The sequence below is a fragment of the Candidatus Avelusimicrobium sp. genome (assembly GCF_056976295.1).
This window is the reverse complement of record NZ_DBMCTG010000020.1, coordinates 1-18,831: the sequence shown is the minus strand read 5'-3', so window position 1 is coordinate 18,831 and position 18,831 is coordinate 1. Positions and strand designations below refer to the sequence as shown.

Here is an 18,831-nt window from a genome sequence, read left to right as displayed (position 1 = left end):
GTATTGGCGCCCAATTCGGCGCTGAGAGAGTAGATCGTTGTCGGTCTCATCCTAGCCTTTTGTTTAAGGTGATTTGAAACCCCGCTAACGCGGGGTTTTTTGTTTTATATTGGGAATCTTGCCTTATATGTTTAGGAATACACATTTTACTATCTCTTTGGTGGGCTTGTTTGGGGGTGCTTATCTGTGTAAGTTTTGGAAACCAAGGAACACGCCAAAAGTTACTGTCTTGTAATAGAATAGGGATATCTTTTTGGGACCAGAGGTCTCTCAGAGAAAATATTTTAGGAAACATCCCTGGGGTACACGTCTATATATTAACAGGATATGTATATGGGCTTGATACCCTTTACAGAGAAAAATACAGGTCCTAAAATCTAGAAGAATCCCATAAAAGGGGCCAGAAGAACGCCACAGAATCTAAAATCGTGCCGAAATTACCTCGCTAGAATTGAGCCTAACTGGTATTTTAGGTGGACTCCAACGAAGCTACACGTCTGTCTTTAAAAAAACTTATCCCTGGAACAACCTTTGACTATTAGACTATGCCGTCTTAATAAGGGACTTTTAGACTTTAAAAAAATAATTTACATCCACCCATTAGAATTTATTAGATTAGTAAACCACCCTAATACTAGGTTATAACTAGCACGAGGGGGACTCTGTAATGTTGCGTTGTAGAAAAATACAATCCCGTTGAATTTATTTTTAGATAGAATACCCCGGGTGTTTACCCAGGGTATTTAGACTTTAAACTGCTGCTTTTAATTGTTCAAATGCTTGTTTTATTTTTTGTGCCATAAGTTTTCTTCTTTCTTGTAGGAATATGTCATATGACATTTTTTCCCATCCGTGTGGTAATGCATTATTTTCCTCTTCCAATTTTATTTCTTGTTCTGGCTTATTGGTACATAGAGGCGGATAGTAAATTGCCGGGCTATCATCCCCAATATAGTCATTATCTTTCCAATCAATATAGGCATAATTTGCCATTTGGTTAATTTCCTTTTTGGAATACCCCATTTGTTTTAAGTAATTTTTGGGGAAAAGATGATGTTTTTCTAATGATTTACGTTTGCTATGGCACGAATCTGTAAATAATTGCGCGACTAATAAATTACTTTTTGAAAATAGAATTTTGTTTTTCAATATATTTAGGGATGCCACATAAGCATTCCAAGCATTATTGCCAGAACCTGAAACGGCCAGCCCTTTGGAACCAACGAGTGTAATATCAAAAAAGTCATTAGTAAGTTCTTCATTGATTCTAGAAAGGATAAAATTTCTATATTCATTAAAAGAATGTAAGGTTTTAATTGTATTCAAGTGGCTTTCAACAGTAGATTCAAAAGAACCACTATAAAGAGCGACTAATGAGGCATAAAAAAACCATAAAGATGTAAGATGTAAGTTTTCATTATTAGAAGCATTAAAACGGTGTTTTGCAATTAAATATAGTGCGTAACTATAAAAAACGGCATTATTAGAGGATATTAATTCCCCTGATAAATACCCGGCGTTCATAATTGCTTTAATAAACTCGTGCCAGGAATGTAAATCCAACACATCAGGTAGTTTCGCTTTTAACGTTTCAAAACGTTGGATTCGCAGGGTTTCATCTATTGTTCCTCGTTTTTCGAAGTCTGCCCCGTGTAATAGTTTATACCCATATTGAAGGCGGGCTCTGTCAAAAGCATAGGCCATTACTACCCGGATAATATCTTGGGCAGAAACAGGGGTAATAGAGTTGTATGCAGTTGTACTGCCGGGGGTGTTAATGAGAGAATCCTTACAAAATGTTTCAATTTTTTTTCGTCCCTCTTCCCAATACAACGAGAGCAATGTAAGAATAAAGTCATTTTGTTTTAAAGCAACTCCACCAGAGTTTACCCGCACGAAAATATCAGAAACACTTTCTTCTTCGGCATTTGCTTTAATGTTAAAAACAGGCAATGGGTAATTGGTTAAGTTCCGTACCTCCATAAATCGGTTTTGAATAAGTTCTTCGTCTTTTTCCGAGAGCCCAACTCCTTTTGTTTCTTTGCTTTTTTTTAATTTTTCAATAAATTCATTTATTAATTTAAAAAAATTATTATTATTAAACAATTCACTAATATTGTACATCCACTCCGGGTCTTGTTTAGTGGCTTGATAGCCGACTTCAAATTTATTTAATAAAGGATTGTAAGAAATAATAACATTTTTTTCTTCAAATTTAGCATTTAGAACTGGTTTTTCCTTAATAACGGCATAGAGGGATGTTAGGCGTTGTTGGCCGTCAATAATTACCTCTTTAGGGTTTGTATAATTATGGGAAATGGTACCAATGGTTCTATTTTTAGATTCTATTGCGCTTTCCCAAAGCATTAAATAACCGATTGGATATCCTTTTAACATTGAGTCAAATAGGTCGCGAATTTTACTATCTTTCCAAATGAAAGGCCGTTGTAGTTCCGGTAATCCCAATTCTCCTGTATCAATTTTTTCAATTAATTGTAAAACGGTAAGGGTGGTATTACTAAAAAGTTCTGGCATAGGAAACTCCTATATTGTATGGAATAGACAGAGTTAAAAAGCGAGGTGCACAGAAGGGAAAACTCTTTGTTGATATTCTAGCAAATAATATTTTTTATTGGTGTGCTCATTTACAAAACTGACGATACCGGGAACATCTTGTGTAGTATTTTTTTGCTTGTTGCCTTATACCAAAACATTTTTCAAATCCTTGGAGAATTATTCCGTCCACATCTTGCCAAAGTATAGCATTTTTAGCGCCCGAACTTATTTGCCGCCTGCCCGAAAAATACAAGGCGACAAACCGTTGTCGCCGGGGAGTGTTATGATAAACATATGGAACCATTAATTGAAGCATACTTGTCTGGTAGCGAGAAGCGCCTGCGGCAACTGGTGCTAGCCGGGGCGGATGTCAATCAGCCAATGCGTGAGTACCCGGGCGATATTTTGTTGGAGCCTTGTTTGGCTAAAAATATCCGCCTGGTGCAGTTTTTGCTAAGCCACGGCGCCCGGCCCACGGGGGCACTTCTGGCGGACCTGATTGGGTATAGCGGTATTTTGCCCGGGTGGTATCTGGCCAGACTCTTGCGGCGGCTGTTAAAAGCCGAGGCAGCCCCCAACGCAACGGAGCGCGGGCACACCCTCTTGTGGTGGGCCGCAGAGAGCGGCGATCCGCTCACGCGCGACAATGCCCGGCTGGCGTCTGTATTGCTAAAATTCGGCGCGGACCCCAATATGAAAAATGCTCCTTGCAAGGCTGACTATAATCCCCAAGAAACGCCTCTTTTGCGTGCGGCGTATTACAACCAACCCGCTATGATAAGTAAACTGCTTCACTATGGGGCGGATATAAATACCGTGGATAATTACGGGCGAAATGCGCTTTTTTACGCGGCAATGGGTATGGGGCGGCTCCCCGTCTATAAGTGCTTGGTTCGGCACCATATTGATTTACAGCACCGCCTGCCGGACGGAACGGGCATTACGGATTATATGCGGGATTTGTGCCCGTTTGTAAGCGCACAAGCCGAAGCATATCTAATAAGTTACGGGGCACCGCGCCCTACTATCCCGCGTGCCCAATTATGCCCTAACCTATAATCCAAGCCGCTATACTTTTGCGCGCTTTACTGCGCTATCACCCCACTACCCCTTGTGCTTGCATAAAAAAACGGCTTTTTGTATCTTATGGGTATATACTTGCTTTTCTTTCTCGTTAAATTTTTCTATTGGAGCATACTATGGCAAATTACCGTTGGGGTATTGATTTGGGCACATCTTCTATTGGGGTGGCCGTTTACGAGACGGACAATAACGGAAAGATTATTTCCTTAAAACATTTGGACAGTTATATCTTTGGCGAACCTGTGGCACCCAAAGAAATGGTAACTTTAAACACCGCCCGCCGTTCGGCGCGTTTGATTCGCCGTCAGGTGGAGCGCAAGGCTGCCCGCCTTAAAAAAATGTCCTATATTGCTAAATCCTTGGGGGTTACGCCGGAAGTTTTGCGCGCCACGCCAGAGGACGTTGTAGCCTTGCGTGCCAAAGCGGTGCGGGAGGAAATTTCTATCCCGCAACTTATCAAGGTGCTGAGCCATATAGTCAAAAACCGCGGCTACAAAGGTACCTTGTCCGCAGACGACAAAGGCACCGTAGGTAAAAAATTATCCCAAACGGCGCAAGCCCTTACCGGGGGTAAAACCTTGGGCGAACTCTTGTATGAGCGCAAAACGCAGGCTAACGGCCAGCCGTGGCGGAAGGTGGAAGAAGACGGCACCTTTATTTACCGCCAATTAGTAGAGGATGAATTTGCCCGAATTTGGGACACACAAGCCAAATTTCACCTGGAGTTAAACGGATCCTACGCTGTGTGGGGGGATAAAATGTTCCCCGATTTCCCGGGCAAAACGGAAATTTCGCTTAAAGAGGCATTCCACTCGGCAATGTTTTACCAACGTCCGATAAAATGGGAGTTGGAAACGGTCGGAAACTGCGAAATTTATCCCACGGAAAAGCGTGCCGCGGCGGCTCAAATTGCCTATCAGCATTACCGTATGGCAAAGACTCTGGCTGATTTGCGCGTACGCAATAAAAACACGCGCGAAAGTGTCCCGCTTACCTTGGCGCAAAAGTCGCAACTTTTTGAGTTTTTGGACGCGCATACAGCGGAATATTCGCCGGAAACCAAGGCCGTTCCGTTTGCCACGCTATATAAGGTGTTGGGCCTGCCGGAAGGGTGCACCTTTACTTTGGACCGCACCTACCACACCAGAGGTGGGCTGAAAGGCAACACCACCTTGTACGCGTTTGAAAAGGCAGGCGTTTTAAACGACTGGTCCAATTTAACAGACACGGCGCAAGAATTGGTATTGGAGTTTTTTGCCAATGTTTCCAACTTGTCGGACATTGAGGATAATTCAGACGCGTATATAAAAGAGCGTGTGCCGGAATTAACCAAAAACTTAAAACCCACCCCGCAGGCTTGCGAAGCGTGCTGCCAGTTTATTTTGCTGTTAAAGGCGCGCGGTGTACTGGGTGAACTAGTATTGGAGCAAGGGCGCAGTTCGTACAGCATTAAAGCGCTTAAAATGCTGACGGAGCGCATTATGCAGGGCGAACAGGAAGCGGATATTTTGGCGGAAATAGAAGCGCAAAAAACGCATCCGCAAGGCAAATTCCGCTCTACCGAGGCTATTTTGAAAGAGCAAGCCATTAATGACCCGGTGGTTATAAAGGCTTTAAACGAATTTCATCGTGTGGTCCAATATTTGCTTTATCGGAATTGGAAACCCAAAGAAATTATTATAGAACTTTCCCGTGATATGAAAAAATCTTTAAGCCGTCGGCAGTTTTTAGAGGCTCAAAACAAAGCGCAGGCGGATGAACGAAACGCGGCAAAGAAAGAACTAGTAAAAGAATTTGGTGTATTACCTACTCCTAATAATATAGAACGCTACTTGCTTTGGAAAGAGCAGGCTGGAATGTCTCCTTATAGTGATAATGGAAGTACGAAAATATCGGACGCAGAGGCTTTTGATAGTAGAGAAACCCAAGTTGACCATATTATTCCACAACAAGGGGAAATTGGTGGTCCAAATACTTTTGGAAATAAAGTTTTGGTTTTTACAGAGGAAAACCATAAAAAAAGCAACCAATTACCGTATCAATATGATAATGGAAAGTTTAAAGAAGAAATAGATGCTTATAAAGCGTGGTTAGTGGACAATAATTTGTTAGGTAAAAAACGTAGCAATCGGAAAAAAGTAGAACCTTTTTACCCTGCAAGCAATTTAATTAAATTCGTGGAGCGATTGCGCATATTGAAAGAAAAAGAGTGGAAATGGTCTCAACGGGATAACGAATTTTGGCTTACGCCGAAAGGCCGAAATATAGAAGATAAAATAAATAATCTGCTTAAAACGCCCGAAGAGTTAAAACAAGATTTTGTGGATCGCCAAAACCAAGAAACGGCGTGGATAGGCAAAGTTGTATTAGGGTGGTGCAAAGATATTTGTTTTGCACAGCCCACTTTTGGTACTTTAACAGCGTATTTGCGTCGGCAATTACAATTTGACCGTATTATTCCTCAAATTCGTTTTTCAGAAGGAAAGCCCTTGTATGATACAGATAAAAAAATGCTTGATAGCAACAAATTAAAGGAAATTTTAGAAAATGTCCCGTATGATAAATTGAGTGCTATCAAACCTGAATTTGAAAAATATTGTGCTGATTTTTTTAAGCCGTGCGATACAACAAAAGATTATGCCAAGGCGTTGGCGCGGTTTCAGACAGAAATTTATGGAAGTTTAGATAAACGGTGCGACCACCGCCACCACGCGGTGGATGCGGCCGTAATCGGTTTGTGCTCTGTTTCAATAGTTCAGAAAGCGCAAAATTTCTATAAGAAGCATAACACATTGTACATAAAAGCCTATGATGAAAGAGGTAACCGGGATAAGAAACACGATGTTGAGGGGTTTTTGTTGGAAAATGATACAATTCCAAACCTAGCCCGTATAAGAAAAGAGGTGCAAGCGCGCCTCACCAATTATGTGGTATGGCACAAGCCGGACCATTTTCCTAGCGGCGCACTGTTTGACCAAACGGCGTATAATATACTTCCCAAAGACGGCGAAAAACGCTTTGTAAAGCGCGCCCCGCTCGTTAGTTTCTTAAAGGCAAACGAAAAGAAAACCTTGGAAAACTTGGAGAAGTTGCTGTTTGGCGACGCGGTAAAAAACGAAATTATTACCCAGTTTAAAGAACGCCTGGCGCAAGGGATGACGCCAGAGGAAGCCTTGTGCGGAAAGAAAGACGACCCGACCGACGGGATTTATTACCGGGGCAATAAAGTAAAGCAAGTAAAATATATGTATTTAATTGGCCGCGGTATCCGCGTGTTTGACGAAAACGCGGATAAAGAGATTTCTAGCACAGATAAAGTTGGTGTTCAGCACAAAAAAGCCTATCAAAACGGCGGGTATGCCTGTATGGATTTTGACGCCAAAACAGGCAACAGGTTGGCACTTATCCCTTTGTGGCAATATCAAAGCAATAAACAAGTACCTCCCGGCGTGGTGCGCGTGTTTATTGGGGATATGTTGTTTGATAGAGAGAATAAAAAAATTTATAAAATCAAACAACTTAGCGCTGGTAAAGGTTTTGGATTTTTAGAAGCGAGCGAAGCAAAGGGTGCCCTTGCCTTTACTTCTAATCTTAAAAATTACAGTGTGGTATCCACTCGTCAGGATATCGCCAAATTAAAAGATAATGAGCATACAACATCTGATTAGTATTGATAGGGAAGCCAAACTGTCTATTGATACGGGCCGGCTCAAAATAACCTTCCAAAACGCAGGCGAAACGCATTTTATCGCCGCGTGCGATATCGCAGTGCTGATTTTGGCTAACCCGTGTATCAGCCTGTCTTTGTCCGTTTATCAGGAACTGGCAAAAAATGGGGCGGTAATCATTACGGCGGGGGAAAAATATATGCCTTGTGCTATGAGTATGCCCGTCGGTGTGAATATAGACGGTTCCCGCCGACCGTTTTTGCAAGCCCAACAGTTGCATAGCGAGGCCGCCGGACAATGCTGGGCGCAGTTGCTCTCGTCCAAGGTGTCGGGCCAAGCCTTGGTGGCAAGTGCGTTTGCTTCGGAACTTGCGGAGCGGCTTAAATTAATTGCCAAACACATTGAGCCGGGGGATAAAGAGTGCCGCGAGGCACAGGCCGCGCAACTGTATTGGCCGGAATTTTTTAAATCGCTTGATAATCCCATTGATTTTAGGGATAAGCAAGGGGCCACGGACCCGGTAAACATTGCGCTAAATTATGGTTATGCCGTTCTGCGGGCGATTGTGGCGCGGGGACTCGCCGGGGCGGGGCTGTGTCTGAATTTTGGTGTGGGGCATTGCCGGAAGGATAATCCTTTTAACTTGGCCGACGATTTTATAGAGCCTTTTCGTTTTTTGGCTGACCGGGCCGTATATCAGATTTTTAGGGATAATCAGCCCGCCTGTTTTGATAAAGAGGTTAAAAAGCAACTGCTTTCCGCGTTGCTTGCAAGCACAATTACTATTACAGGGAAGATGTACCGCTTATTCCAAGGTGTAGATTTTGCCGTCAATAGTTATTGTTTAAGTTTGCAAGATACGCGCCGCAAATTGTTGTTGCCCAATTTGCCCGCGCGTCCCGGAAAGGCTCCTGATGCCCTCCTGTGGCAAGCCACGCAGTTCCCTTATGAAACCCAATAGTTGGCGCATTATGTGGGTGGTGGCGGTGTTTGACTTACCGACGCAAACCAAAATCCAGCGCAAGCGGTACGCGGGGTTTCGCAAGTTGCTGTTGCATAACGGGTTTAGTATGATGCAGTATTCCGTATATGTGCGCAATATGCCCACAATGCACCAGGCGCAGGCGTTAATCAAGCAGTTGGGGCCGCAAACGCCGCCGCAAGGCCAATGTGCTTTTTTGATGGTTACAGACAAACAATTTGGTCTGACGAGAAACTTCTATGGGCCGTCTTTACGGCAAGAAAAAATCCCCAAAAAGCACGAGCAACTCATACTTTTTGAGGATTTTTAATTATTTACAATCAAATCAAAACTAATTTAAGTGGGAATAAATCCCTTTGTGGGCTTTAATGCCCTTGTTACCTAAGTTGAGGCACAAATAAGAATAAGGTTTCTGAAATTATTTTACCAAAAAGGTTTATTTTTTAACAACTTTTTATAGTTTATCAAATCTTACCTTATTCTTCGGTGCCTAATAGGAACTGCTTGACGTCAACTCGTTTAAGGATATGCCAAATCTTACCTTATTCTTCGGTGCCTAATAGGAACAAGGCAATTTTTACCCAACTTACAAGTAAGATTTCTCTTTTTTTCAAAGAACTACTTATATTTTAATAAGCGCGCGGCGCAAAGTCAAGGAGTAGTATTTTAATTTCGCCGCGCACCTTATCCGCTCCGCCGCTAGGTGTCTGGGGAAAAATAAGCCTCTGTTCCCTGTACTGTGCAAATAATTGTACAATAAAATAAGTTATGAACTTGCCGCAAGAATTTATCCAATATACCGCTAATTTATTTGGCTCCCGGCGTTGGGAGCGGTTTGAGCAGTCTTTTGTGCAGGAGGCGGCGGTAAGTGTGCGCTTCAACCCGTGGAAAGCCAAGGGCGAAGCCATTTTTCCACAGGCCGAGCCGGTGCCGTGGTGCGAGGGAGCCTTTTGGTTGAAAGAGCGCCCGCTCTTTACGCGCGACCCGCGCTTTCACGCCGGGGTGTATTATGTGCAGGAGGCCGGTTCCCTATTTTTGGACCACGTCTTGCGGCATTGGATTACGGGGCCTGTCAGCGCGCTTGATTTGTGCGCCGCTCCGGGGGGAAAATCTACCCTTATGCGGGCCGCTTTACCTGCCGGTTCGGTGCTTGTCAGTAACGAAATTGACCGCCGCCGTGCCAATATTCTCTTGGAAAATATCCTCAAACAAGGCCATCCGGGTGTGTTGGTTACGCATAATGCGCCAAAAGATTTTGCCAAAACAAATCTGTTGTTTGATGTTATTTTGACGGACGTTCCTTGTTCGGGAGAGGGCCTGTTCCGTCGGGACCCGGCTGCTATCAGCGAGTGGAGCCCTAAAAATGTATATTTTTGTGCAGAGCGGCAACGGCAAATTTTGCGTGATATTTGGCCTTGCCTCAAAGACGGCGGCCTGTTGATTTACAGCACCTGTACCTTTAATACGCACGAAAATGAAGAAAATGTCCGTTGGATTGCCGAGGAACTGGGCGCGGACCTTTTGGCAGTTCCCGTCCGCCCGGAGTGGCAAATTACGGAAAGTTTGCTTGCGGGGTGGAAACAACCTGTGTATCGTTTCATCCCGGGTACAACGCGCAGTGAGGGCCTTTTTATGGCGGTGCTTCGTAAAAAAGGGGGAAACAGAGCCTTTGCCACATTACCCGCCTCTTTGCGCACACAAGTTAAAAAATATCCGCTTTTGCATTTGCTTTATGACGGTCAGCCCGCATTTGAAGCCAAGGGGCGGGAGCAAATTCCGTCTATTGCACAGGCCCTTTCTCTTACTACGGAGGAAACCTCCTTTCCTCGTGCCGAGTTGTCTTTGGACGCGGCCTTGCGCTATCTCCACCGGGAAGCCTTAGTTTTGCCTGCGGGCACACCGCGCGGCTTTGTGTTGGTAACGTATCAAGGATATCCGCTCGGTTTTGTAAAGAACTTAGGCGACCGCGCCAACAACCTCTATCCCAAACCTTGGGCCATCCGCAGTTTGTAAAATTAAATAACGCGCGTATAGACTTTGTATTGTACGTCGTCTAATGCATATTCATAGCGGTTTGCAATAATCAATGAGAAATGCTGTTTAAATTGGGGACGACACCTCCGCACAGGAACTTAGGGCTGAACAAAATATTTTTAGGTCTGTTTCCTTACGGGTTTTGCGGGTATAACCTAGCGGAAGAGTAGATTTGATAACCACGGTGGTGGCGGGTGTATATTTTTTGACCAGTTGGATTACATTTTCCAGCGCGGAAGTATTAAAATAGTTCTGTTTGGGGCGTGGCTTTTAACAGTTCTAACAAGTTCCGCCGGGGGTGTTGGTAAAATTCACAATAGCGTTATGAATGCGGGCGGGATAAATTTAGAAAAATGTTTGGCATCTTGTAGTGGCAATAATTATAAGTTTGGGCGGGTCTGTTGTAGATATGACAGTAATGCAAAATTTATTTTCCACGCTGGACTTTGTGCCCGAAATATGTTACCATAAAGCGATATATTTACAGGAGCATAAAGTACAGCCACATAGAGTGGCAAAATTACAATTTATTCTGTTTTTGGAATCCTATTGAAGAATAGGAGGGCTTTGGGAAACCAAAGTTCTAAGGAAGTCCAAAAACGGCTGGTTTAGGCAGAAGATGAGGGGAAGTCATGAGCCCTTTGTCTTCTGCCGAGTGTTGCACACATATTTTGCGTGCAACCACGGCTGTTTAATGACAAGGCACTTCCTTAGACTTGACATTACGCAGCCGTTTTAATTTCCCAACCTTCCTCGCTTCTCTTACTTTGTTCCGACTTCATTTTTCCATAGGTTTCGTTCGCTTTCATACGCTACAGCACGGCGTGTGAACGGGAAAGGGACTTATGAATACCTCCGCCAAGAGTTTCCACAAGTCCTTTTCCCACGGTTTAAGGGAAAAGGGCTTTTTTATGGAGCAAAATCACTCATCACGGCCTCTTATTAGCGTATTAATTCCCGTTTATAATGCAGGTAAATACCTAGCGGAGACCCTGACTTCTATAAAAAATAAGACCTATTCCAATTTGGAAATTATATGCATTGATGATGGGTCAACAGATAAAAGTCTTGCTATTTTGCAAGAATTTGCACAAAAAGATCCCCGCTTTAAAATAATTTCCAGAGTTAATAAAGGTGTTGCTAATACCCGCAACCAATTATTGCAAGAAGCCAAAGGCGAATATATTGCCTTTGTAGATAGCGATGATATTATTGAGCCTATCTATATAGAACATTTGCTGAACTGTGCCTTAAATAAGCAGGCGGATGTGGTGCGGTGTCTGTATTGGTTTAATGAAAAGGGAATTAATATTCCCTGTGAAAAACGATGTAAAGAATTTCTTAAATCAGAGCCAATATCCCTTTCTGAAAGAATACAGGCCGCATTGGACGATTCTCAAGTATGGCTTAAACTGATTAAAACAGAATTAATTAGAAACGCAAAGTTAAACTTTTTGCCCAATACTATCGCGGAAGACCAGGGCTTTGAATTTTTGCTTTATTTAAATGCTAAAAACATCGTGTTTTTAAATGAACATTTGTATCATTATCGGGTGTTAGAAGGCTCTGTTTCTAGCGATAAAGGGAAATTAGCGTATGGAACGTTACAGCAAATGGTTTATTTATGTGGAGAACTAGCCCGCCGTGGGTTTAAAGGGCCGGAGGTCTATAACCCCATTATAAGATTAACTGTTCAAGCCGTACGGCGGTTGCGGAAATATCCTAATGTGGATTTTACATTAGCGCGCAGAGCGCTGCAAGAAGTTGCCTTACATTTACCAAATTGCAGTTTATACCCACGTTTGAAATATCAGTTTTTATGTAAGTTAGCTGGTTGTGTAGAAGATAAAAATCTACCGAAGTTAGCATGGTGGATTAGATAACGTATAGGAGAAAATATGAAAGTACTTTTGCTGGCAGGTGGACTTGGTACCAGATTGGGGGAAGAAACCTCTATCCGCCCCAAACCGATGGTGGAAATCGGCGGCTACCCGATTATTTGGCACATTATGAAACTTTACACCCACTACGGGCTGACGGACTTTGTTATTCTGTGCGGGTACAAGAGCGAAGTAATCAAAGAATACTTTGTCAATTACTACACCAACAACTCTGATGTTACGATAGATTTCCAAACCAATCAAATTGATGTCCATATGAACCGCTGCGAACCATGGAAAGTTACCCTTTTATATACAGGGCGTAACGCAATGACCGGCTCGCGCATTAAGCAGGCTTGCAAGTTTGTAGGAGACGAGCCCTTTATGCTGACGTATGGGGACGGAGTGTCCGACGTTGATATTAATAAGTTGTTAGACTGCCACAAAAAATCGGGCAAACTGGTAACTTTAACGGCGGTCCAGCCCACAGGCCGTTTCGGCGCGCTTAATATTGAGCCAAGCGGCACCATTTCACGCTTCCAGGAAAAGCCGGTAGGGGACGGCGCGTGGGTAAACGGCGGCTTTTTCGTTTGCGAACCCAAAGCCTTTGACTATATTCCGGATGGGGATAATATTGCATGGGAACGCGAACCGCTCACCCAACTGGCCAAGGAAGGGCAATTAAACGCTTATAAGCACTATGGTTTTTGGCACCCGATGGACACGTTGCGCGACAAAATTGAACTCAACGAACAATGGAGCGCCGGAAAAGCTCTATGGAAAGTGTGGGAGAAATAAAATGAAAAAAATTCTGATTACGGGAGCCAGTGGTTTTATTGGGAGACAGGTGACTAAGGAAATGATTAAGCGCGGGTATGTCGTTTATGCTCCCTCTATCATGCAAACGCTTTCCCCACAAAAAAACTTAATACAAAGTGAGCTCGACCTTTTTGATACTGATGCATTAAGTGCTTATTTGCGGGAACATAAATTTGAAAATCTGATTCATTTGGCGTGGTATGTAGGCCCTAAAGGTCATATGAGTGCAAGTAATATCGATTGGTTAAGTTTGTCGCTAAAACTACTGAAACTCTTTGCCGAAAATGGCGGGAAGAAATTTCTAGGAGCGGGAAGTGTCTCGGAATATGATTTTTCTTATGGGTTTTTACAAGAAAACCGTACACCATTGGCTAATGCTTCCTTATATGGACAGGTAAAGGCTGCCTTATATAATACAGGGAAGATCTTTTGCAAGCAAAACGAAATAGCTTTCAAATGGGCTAGAATTTTTAATCTGTATGGTCCCCATGAACGTTTAACTAGGCTTATGCCATCGGTTATTTGTTCCATGTTGAAAAGTGAAGTTGTAAAAGTAAGTCCATGCAGTAAGTTTTTGGATTATTTGCATGTGGAAGATACGGCTAGCGCAATTGCCCAGTTTTTTGCATCGGACGTAACGGATGCGGTAAACATCTGTTCGGGTAAGCCGATACAGTTACGATATATGGTGGAAGAAATGGCACGTTTGACGAATTTTAAGGGCAAAATTCTATGGGGTGCGCTTGAAGAAAATTTTGCGGATCCTATTATTGTGGGAAGCAATACACGTTTGACGCAAGAAGTGGGGTGGACCCCCGCATATTCGCTGCAAGGCGGATTAATACAAACAATTAACTGGTGGAAGGAGCATTTATATGAATAATTTTAATGATGCATACAAGGGAAAAACAATTTTAGTAACAGGACATACAGGTTTTAAAGGGTCTTGGCTGTCTATTTGGCTTTCCAGTTTAGGTGCAAATGTTGTGGGGTATGCATTGGACCCCTACTCAGAAAGAAGCAACTACTGTGTTTCCCATTTAAAAGAACGATTGTTTGCAGATGAACGGGGCGATGTGCGCGATGCAGCACGGTTGGAAGAAGTGATATCAAAATATAAACCAACCATGATTTTCCACTTGGCGGCCCAAGCGTTGGTGCGCACCTCTTATGAACACCCTAAAATGACGTATGAAACCAACTTAATGGGTTCGCTTAACATCTTGGAAGCGGTACGAAAATTTGATTTTATCAAACAAGTTGTAATGATTACCTCTGATAAGTGCTATGAAAACAAAGAACAAATCTGGGGATATCGTGAAACGGATCGCATGGGTGGGTATGACCCTTATTCTTCATCAAAAGGCTGTGCCGAATTAATGATAGCATCTTTCCGCAATTCTTATTTTAATCCTAAGGATTATGCCAAACATGGAAAGGCAGTTGCCAGCGTGCGCGCGGGCAATGTGATTGGGGGGGGAGATTGGAGTGCTAATCGCTTGATTCCGGATTGTATCCGTGCCATAGAAGCCGGTAAGGACATTGTGATTCGTTCCCCTTATGCTACGCGGCCTTGGGAGCATGTTTTGGAACCGCTCTCCGGCTATTTGAAAGTAGGTGAAAAACTTTTGATGGATCCCATTACTTATAGCACAAGTTTTAATTTTGGCCCCAAGTTGGAAAATAATCGTACGGTATGGGAAGTGGTGCAGAAATTAATTAGTTATTATGGCAAAGGAAAAGCGATTGACCAATCTGATCCAAATGCCGTGCATGAAAACACTTTGTTAAGTCTAGATGTTACTAAAGCTTATCATATGCTAGATCATTGGCATGCACATTTGTCATTTGATGAAGCAATTGAATTTACTGCGGATTGGTACAAAGAATCTCTGCATAGCAATGATATGTGGAATTATTGTGTGCATCAGATTGAAGCGCACGGAGCAAAAAAATAGTGTATGCAAACCATTATCTTAGGGAGTGGTGTTGCAGGTATTTCAGCGGGGTATCACTTAAATAAAAAAGGAATCAAAAGCATTATTTTTGAAAAAGATACCGACTGGGGCGGCTTATGCGCTTCTTTTACCATTGACGGTTTTCGTTTTGACCGTTTTGTGCATTTTAGTTTTGCCCCCGATAAATCTGATAAGGAATTATTTGCCGGGGAAAGAGGAATGTGGGAACACACCCCTTTTCCTGGCAACTATTATCATGGCATATGGTTGCGACATCCTGCTCAAAATAATTTGGCGCCTCTTTCTATTGAAGAAAAAGTAAAAATTATTACCGATTTTGTACAGCGTCCACGAAAAGAACCAGAAGACATCCATAGTTATGATGAATGGTTGCGTGTGCAATATGGCAATTATTTTGCGGAGCATTTTCCGTTTGTATATACGCGCAAATATTGGGGGGTGGATGCACATGAATTGGAAACCAAGTGGGTGGGGGTACGAATGTATACTCCAGATTTAAAGCAGGTGTTGGCTGGTTCCTATGAAACGCAAAAAGAGTGTTTTTACTTTGCAAAAAAAATGCTTTATCCAAAACAAGGTGGCTTTAGAAGTATTTTGAATACATGTCGGAATGGGTTGGATATTCGCTTTAATAAGAAAGTGGTAAAAATTAATCCTAGACAAAAAAAAGTTTTTTTTGAAGACGGAACAAATCAAACTTATGATCGCTTGATTTCTACACTTCCTTTGCCGGAAATCGTAAAAATGCTGCCGCGTGTTCCGCAAGAAGTAATGAAGGCGACGGCTGGTTTGCATTGGACATGTGGTTATCAAATTTCACTGGGTTTTAATCGGCCCGATATTGCCCGATATTTGTGGTTCTATATTTACGATACGGATATTTTGCCGGCTCGGGTGTATTCTCCTAATTTAAAATCGCCAGATAATGTCCCTCTGGGTTGTTCTTCCTTACAGGCGGAAGTATTTTTTGATTGTAAAAAGGCGATATTGCCTGCGCAACAAGTTTTGCAAAATACAATTGAAAAATTAATACAAATGGGCGTATTTAAGCAAGAAGATTTGATTGTGAGTGATATCCGTTTTGAACCGTATGCCAATATTACATTTGTGCCGAGTATTTATAAAAATAGACAAATAATTATTGATTATTTGCGTTCCTTAGGAATTGAAAGTATTGGGCGCTTTGGCAAATGGGAATATGCTTGGACCCACCAAGCTTTTAGCCATGGAAAGGAGGTATAAAATGAAAAAAATATTTTTGACGGGCGGAACAGGGTTGATAGGCACGCAAACTATTCCTTTTTTGAAACAAGCAGGATTTGAAGTCTATGTATTAACAATCGGGGATGAAGTAAACCAGGATGGTGTGACATTTATTCAAGGTAACTTGTTTGATAAACAGGCAATGGATAACATTTTAGAAGAAGTCAAACCAGAGTTCTTGTTGCATTATGCGTGGCTTTCTACTGGTCTGTTTAATGATAATATGAATTTTGATTTTTTAACATCTTCTGTGGATTTGTTAAAAGCGTTTGCCAAATGTGGTGGCAAGCGTGCCGTGATGGCCGGTACCTATGCTGAGTACGGTTACCATAATGAAAATTTAAAAGAAGATATGCCAGCAGAACCCATTAATATCTATAGCCAATGCAAAGATTTTGTGCGTCAAATTGCACAATCGTATTGTAAAAACAATGGAATTTCGTTTGGTTGGGGACGCATTTTTTCTGCCTTTGGCAAGGAAACGGACCCTCGGCGTTTGACATCACATGTGGTGAACTGTTTGAATGCTAATCAGCAAGTTATCATCCGCAGTGGAAGCCTAATTCGGGATTACATTTACACCAAAGATATTGCTGCTGCGTTTGTGGCATTTCTAAATAGTCCGGTAGAAGGAATTGTAAATATCTGTACAGGAAAAGGAACATCCATACATGATTATGTGATGAAACTTGCCTCAATTATTGGTAAAGAAGATTTTGTCATTTTTAAGGAGCAATCTAGCCCTCAACAAGTGCGTGTGGTAGGAGATTCCACACGCTTAAATAAAGAAGTCGGATTTTATCCTAAATATTGCATAGAAAAAGCATTGAAAGAAATTGTGTTATAAATAGATTTTGAAGATTCTTTTTATACCTCATTTTATTTATTGGAGTTTATTTATGACCTCAAAAGAAAATTACCACAAGGTATCTATTTTACTGTCCATTTATAAAGTGGAAGATTATTTGGAAGAGTGTTTAGACAGTTTACTAAACCAGAGTTACCACAATTTGGAAATTGTATGCGTGGATAATGGTTCGCCGGATAATTGTGGAAAAATTTTGCAGAAATATGCGAAAAAAGATTCCCGTATTAAAATTGTCACACTCAAAGAAAATCGTATGCTTTGCGGCGGGCGCAATGCCGGATTGGACCATGCTACTGGGGATTTTGTTTGTTTTGTAGACCCCGATGATTGGGTGGAGAAAGACCATATTAAGGCAATGGTGGATGCAATTTTAACAAAAAAAGATTCCTTGGGGAACCCTTATAATTTAGTGTTAAATCGAAATGCTGTAAGTTTTATGATACTGGCGGATGGTTCTTTGAAAAAAATGTATGATTTTGGTGAAACGAGTGGGGAAAAAACACTAAATGATGTAAATTTAAACGTTCGGGAAGATACGGAAGTCCCAATGTGGGGGCGTTTGTATCGCAAGTCTTTTTTGGATGCGCATCCGGATATTCGTTTTTTAGAAGGAATGAATATAGACAACATTCCGTATACTTTCAAGCTTTTAGCCCATATGAAGCGGTTCTATGTGATAAAAGGGGAAGAAAATGCTACCTATTGGCGCAGGCTTATTACTCCGGAAGGAGCTATTACTCCGGTGGTGTTGTGGAAAAATATGGAAATTCCAATATGTTTTGATAACCTATTTGACTACTTAAAAAAACACCATCTTGCAAAAAACTTGCGCATACCTTATCACTGGTTTTTTACTATTTGTTTTCCCAGACACAAGGACCAGCCTCGATATTACTTGCGTTTTAAAGAATTAATGAAAAAAATGGAAGATACAGTAAAATCTTCCGATGTTTATAAGCAAGAAGACAGAAATTTATGTGACTTGCTTTTATATGCACCAGATTTTTTTAATTTTATGGAACGGTATTTCACCCCTGTTCCAGTTAGAATAAGCCGGAGTCGTATCAAGTTGTTTGGATTTATTCCGTTCTGGTATATTCGTCATAAAGAAAGAAAGGTATATTACGACCTTTTTAAAATTCCATTGTTTAAGCGTGTAAGAACTGATGACAAGGAAATTTTGTATCTATTTCATTTCCTGCCGATATGGACTAGACAGACTGACCGTCAATAAAGTTTATGCCTAAAATCAAGATTTTAATTTCCCATCATGAAAAAAGAAGTATCATCAGAACTTCTATTTTAACCCCTATTCAAACTGGGTGTGCTTTGGCACAGGAACGTTTTGAAGAAATGTTGCAGGATGACGACGGAGAAAACATATCAGATAAAAATCCCAAGTACTGTGAATTCACTGCCATTTATTGGGCGTGGAAAAATTATGATAAATTGGGAAATCCAGACTATATTGGGTTTATGCATAATAGGAGGCATTTACTGTTTAATCAGTCCTTGCCTGTGCCAGACAAACAAATGACTTGGTTGGAACCTCATGGGGCCGTTTATTTATTTCCACCTATTTGTCCAAAATATATGTCCTATATAGAGGATAAAGCTATATGGCCGTATTTCCCTAAATATGATGTATTGACAATTAAACCGCAGGAATTTGTTCCTACTAAATATGATACCGTTTATC

The 18,831-nt window shown here is 41.8% G+C and carries 14 protein-coding genes; 13 read left to right on the top strand and 1 reads right to left on the bottom strand.

The window, feature by feature from the left end; all coding sequences use genetic code 11:
- Positions 1–750: 750 nt before the first annotated feature.
- Complete coding sequence (locus ACZOTW_RS07140; protein WP_483997891.1) at positions 751–2,535, bottom strand: GmrSD restriction endonuclease domain-containing protein; 1,785 nt, start codon at positions 2,533–2,535, stop codon at positions 751–753.
- 315 nt (positions 2,536–2,850) lie between these two features.
- Here ACZOTW_RS07140 and ACZOTW_RS07135 point away from each other — a divergent pair, with 315 nt between their 5' ends.
- From ACZOTW_RS07135 to ACZOTW_RS07075, 13 genes are all read left to right on the top strand, one after another.
- Positions 2,851–3,615, top strand: coding sequence for an ankyrin repeat domain-containing protein (locus ACZOTW_RS07135; RefSeq protein WP_483997890.1), 765 nt, complete (start codon positions 2,851–2,853; stop codon positions 3,613–3,615).
- Between the two features lie 140 nt (positions 3,616–3,755).
- On the top strand, positions 3,756–7,307 hold the full coding sequence (gene cas9 / locus ACZOTW_RS07130; RefSeq protein WP_483997889.1) for a type II CRISPR RNA-guided endonuclease Cas9: 3,552 nt from the start codon (positions 3,756–3,758) through the stop codon (positions 7,305–7,307).
- Entirely contained in the window at positions 7,285–8,268 is a 984-nt protein-coding gene (cas1, locus tag ACZOTW_RS07125) for a type II CRISPR-associated endonuclease Cas1 (RefSeq protein WP_483997888.1), read from the top strand. The genes cas9 and cas1 overlap by 23 nt, the downstream gene beginning before the upstream one ends.
- On the top strand, positions 8,255–8,599 hold the full coding sequence (cas2, locus tag ACZOTW_RS07120) for a CRISPR-associated endonuclease Cas2 (RefSeq protein ID WP_483997887.1): 345 nt from the start codon (positions 8,255–8,257) through the stop codon (positions 8,597–8,599). Before cas1 ends, cas2 begins: the two co-directional genes overlap by 14 nt.
- 458 nt (positions 8,600–9,057) lie before the next feature.
- Positions 9,058–10,302: a methyltransferase RsmF C-terminal domain-like protein gene (locus tag ACZOTW_RS07115; protein WP_483997886.1), complete on the top strand. Its 1,245-nt coding sequence runs from the start codon at positions 9,058–9,060 to the stop codon at positions 10,300–10,302.
- An 866-nt stretch (positions 10,303–11,168) separates the two neighbouring features.
- Positions 11,169–12,206, top strand: a complete 1,038-nt coding sequence (locus ACZOTW_RS07110; protein ID WP_483997885.1) for a glycosyltransferase family 2 protein — start codon at positions 11,169–11,171, stop codon at positions 12,204–12,206.
- Between the two features lie 15 nt (positions 12,207–12,221).
- On the top strand, positions 12,222–13,001 hold the full coding sequence (rfbF, locus tag ACZOTW_RS07105) for a glucose-1-phosphate cytidylyltransferase (protein ID WP_483997884.1): 780 nt from the start codon (positions 12,222–12,224) through the stop codon (positions 12,999–13,001).
- A 1-nt stretch (position 13,002) separates the two neighbouring features.
- Entirely contained in the window at positions 13,003–13,905 is a 903-nt protein-coding gene (locus ACZOTW_RS07100) for an NAD-dependent epimerase/dehydratase family protein (protein ID WP_483997883.1), read from the top strand.
- Positions 13,898–14,980, top strand: coding sequence for a CDP-glucose 4,6-dehydratase (rfbG, locus tag ACZOTW_RS07095; RefSeq protein ID WP_483997882.1), 1,083 nt, complete (start codon positions 13,898–13,900; stop codon positions 14,978–14,980). Before ACZOTW_RS07100 ends, rfbG begins: the two co-directional genes overlap by 8 nt.
- 3 nt (positions 14,981–14,983) lie before the next feature.
- On the top strand, positions 14,984–16,243 hold the full coding sequence (locus ACZOTW_RS07090; RefSeq protein ID WP_483997881.1) for a protoporphyrinogen/coproporphyrinogen oxidase: 1,260 nt from the start codon (positions 14,984–14,986) through the stop codon (positions 16,241–16,243).
- Between the two features lies 1 nt (position 16,244).
- A complete protein-coding gene (locus ACZOTW_RS07085) occupies positions 16,245–17,111 on the top strand; it encodes an NAD-dependent epimerase/dehydratase family protein (protein ID WP_483997880.1) in 867 nt (288 codons plus the stop codon).
- Positions 17,112–17,163: 52 nt separating this feature from the next.
- Positions 17,164–18,366 carry a glycosyltransferase family 2 protein gene (locus ACZOTW_RS07080; protein ID WP_483997879.1) on the top strand — a complete coding sequence of 401 codons (1,203 nt, stop codon included), beginning with the start codon at positions 17,164–17,166 and terminating at the stop codon, positions 18,364–18,366.
- A gap of 5 nt (positions 18,367–18,371) precedes the next feature.
- On the top strand, positions 18,372–18,831 hold a 460-nt coding region (locus ACZOTW_RS07075; RefSeq protein WP_483997878.1), incomplete at its 3' end, for a DUF4422 domain-containing protein.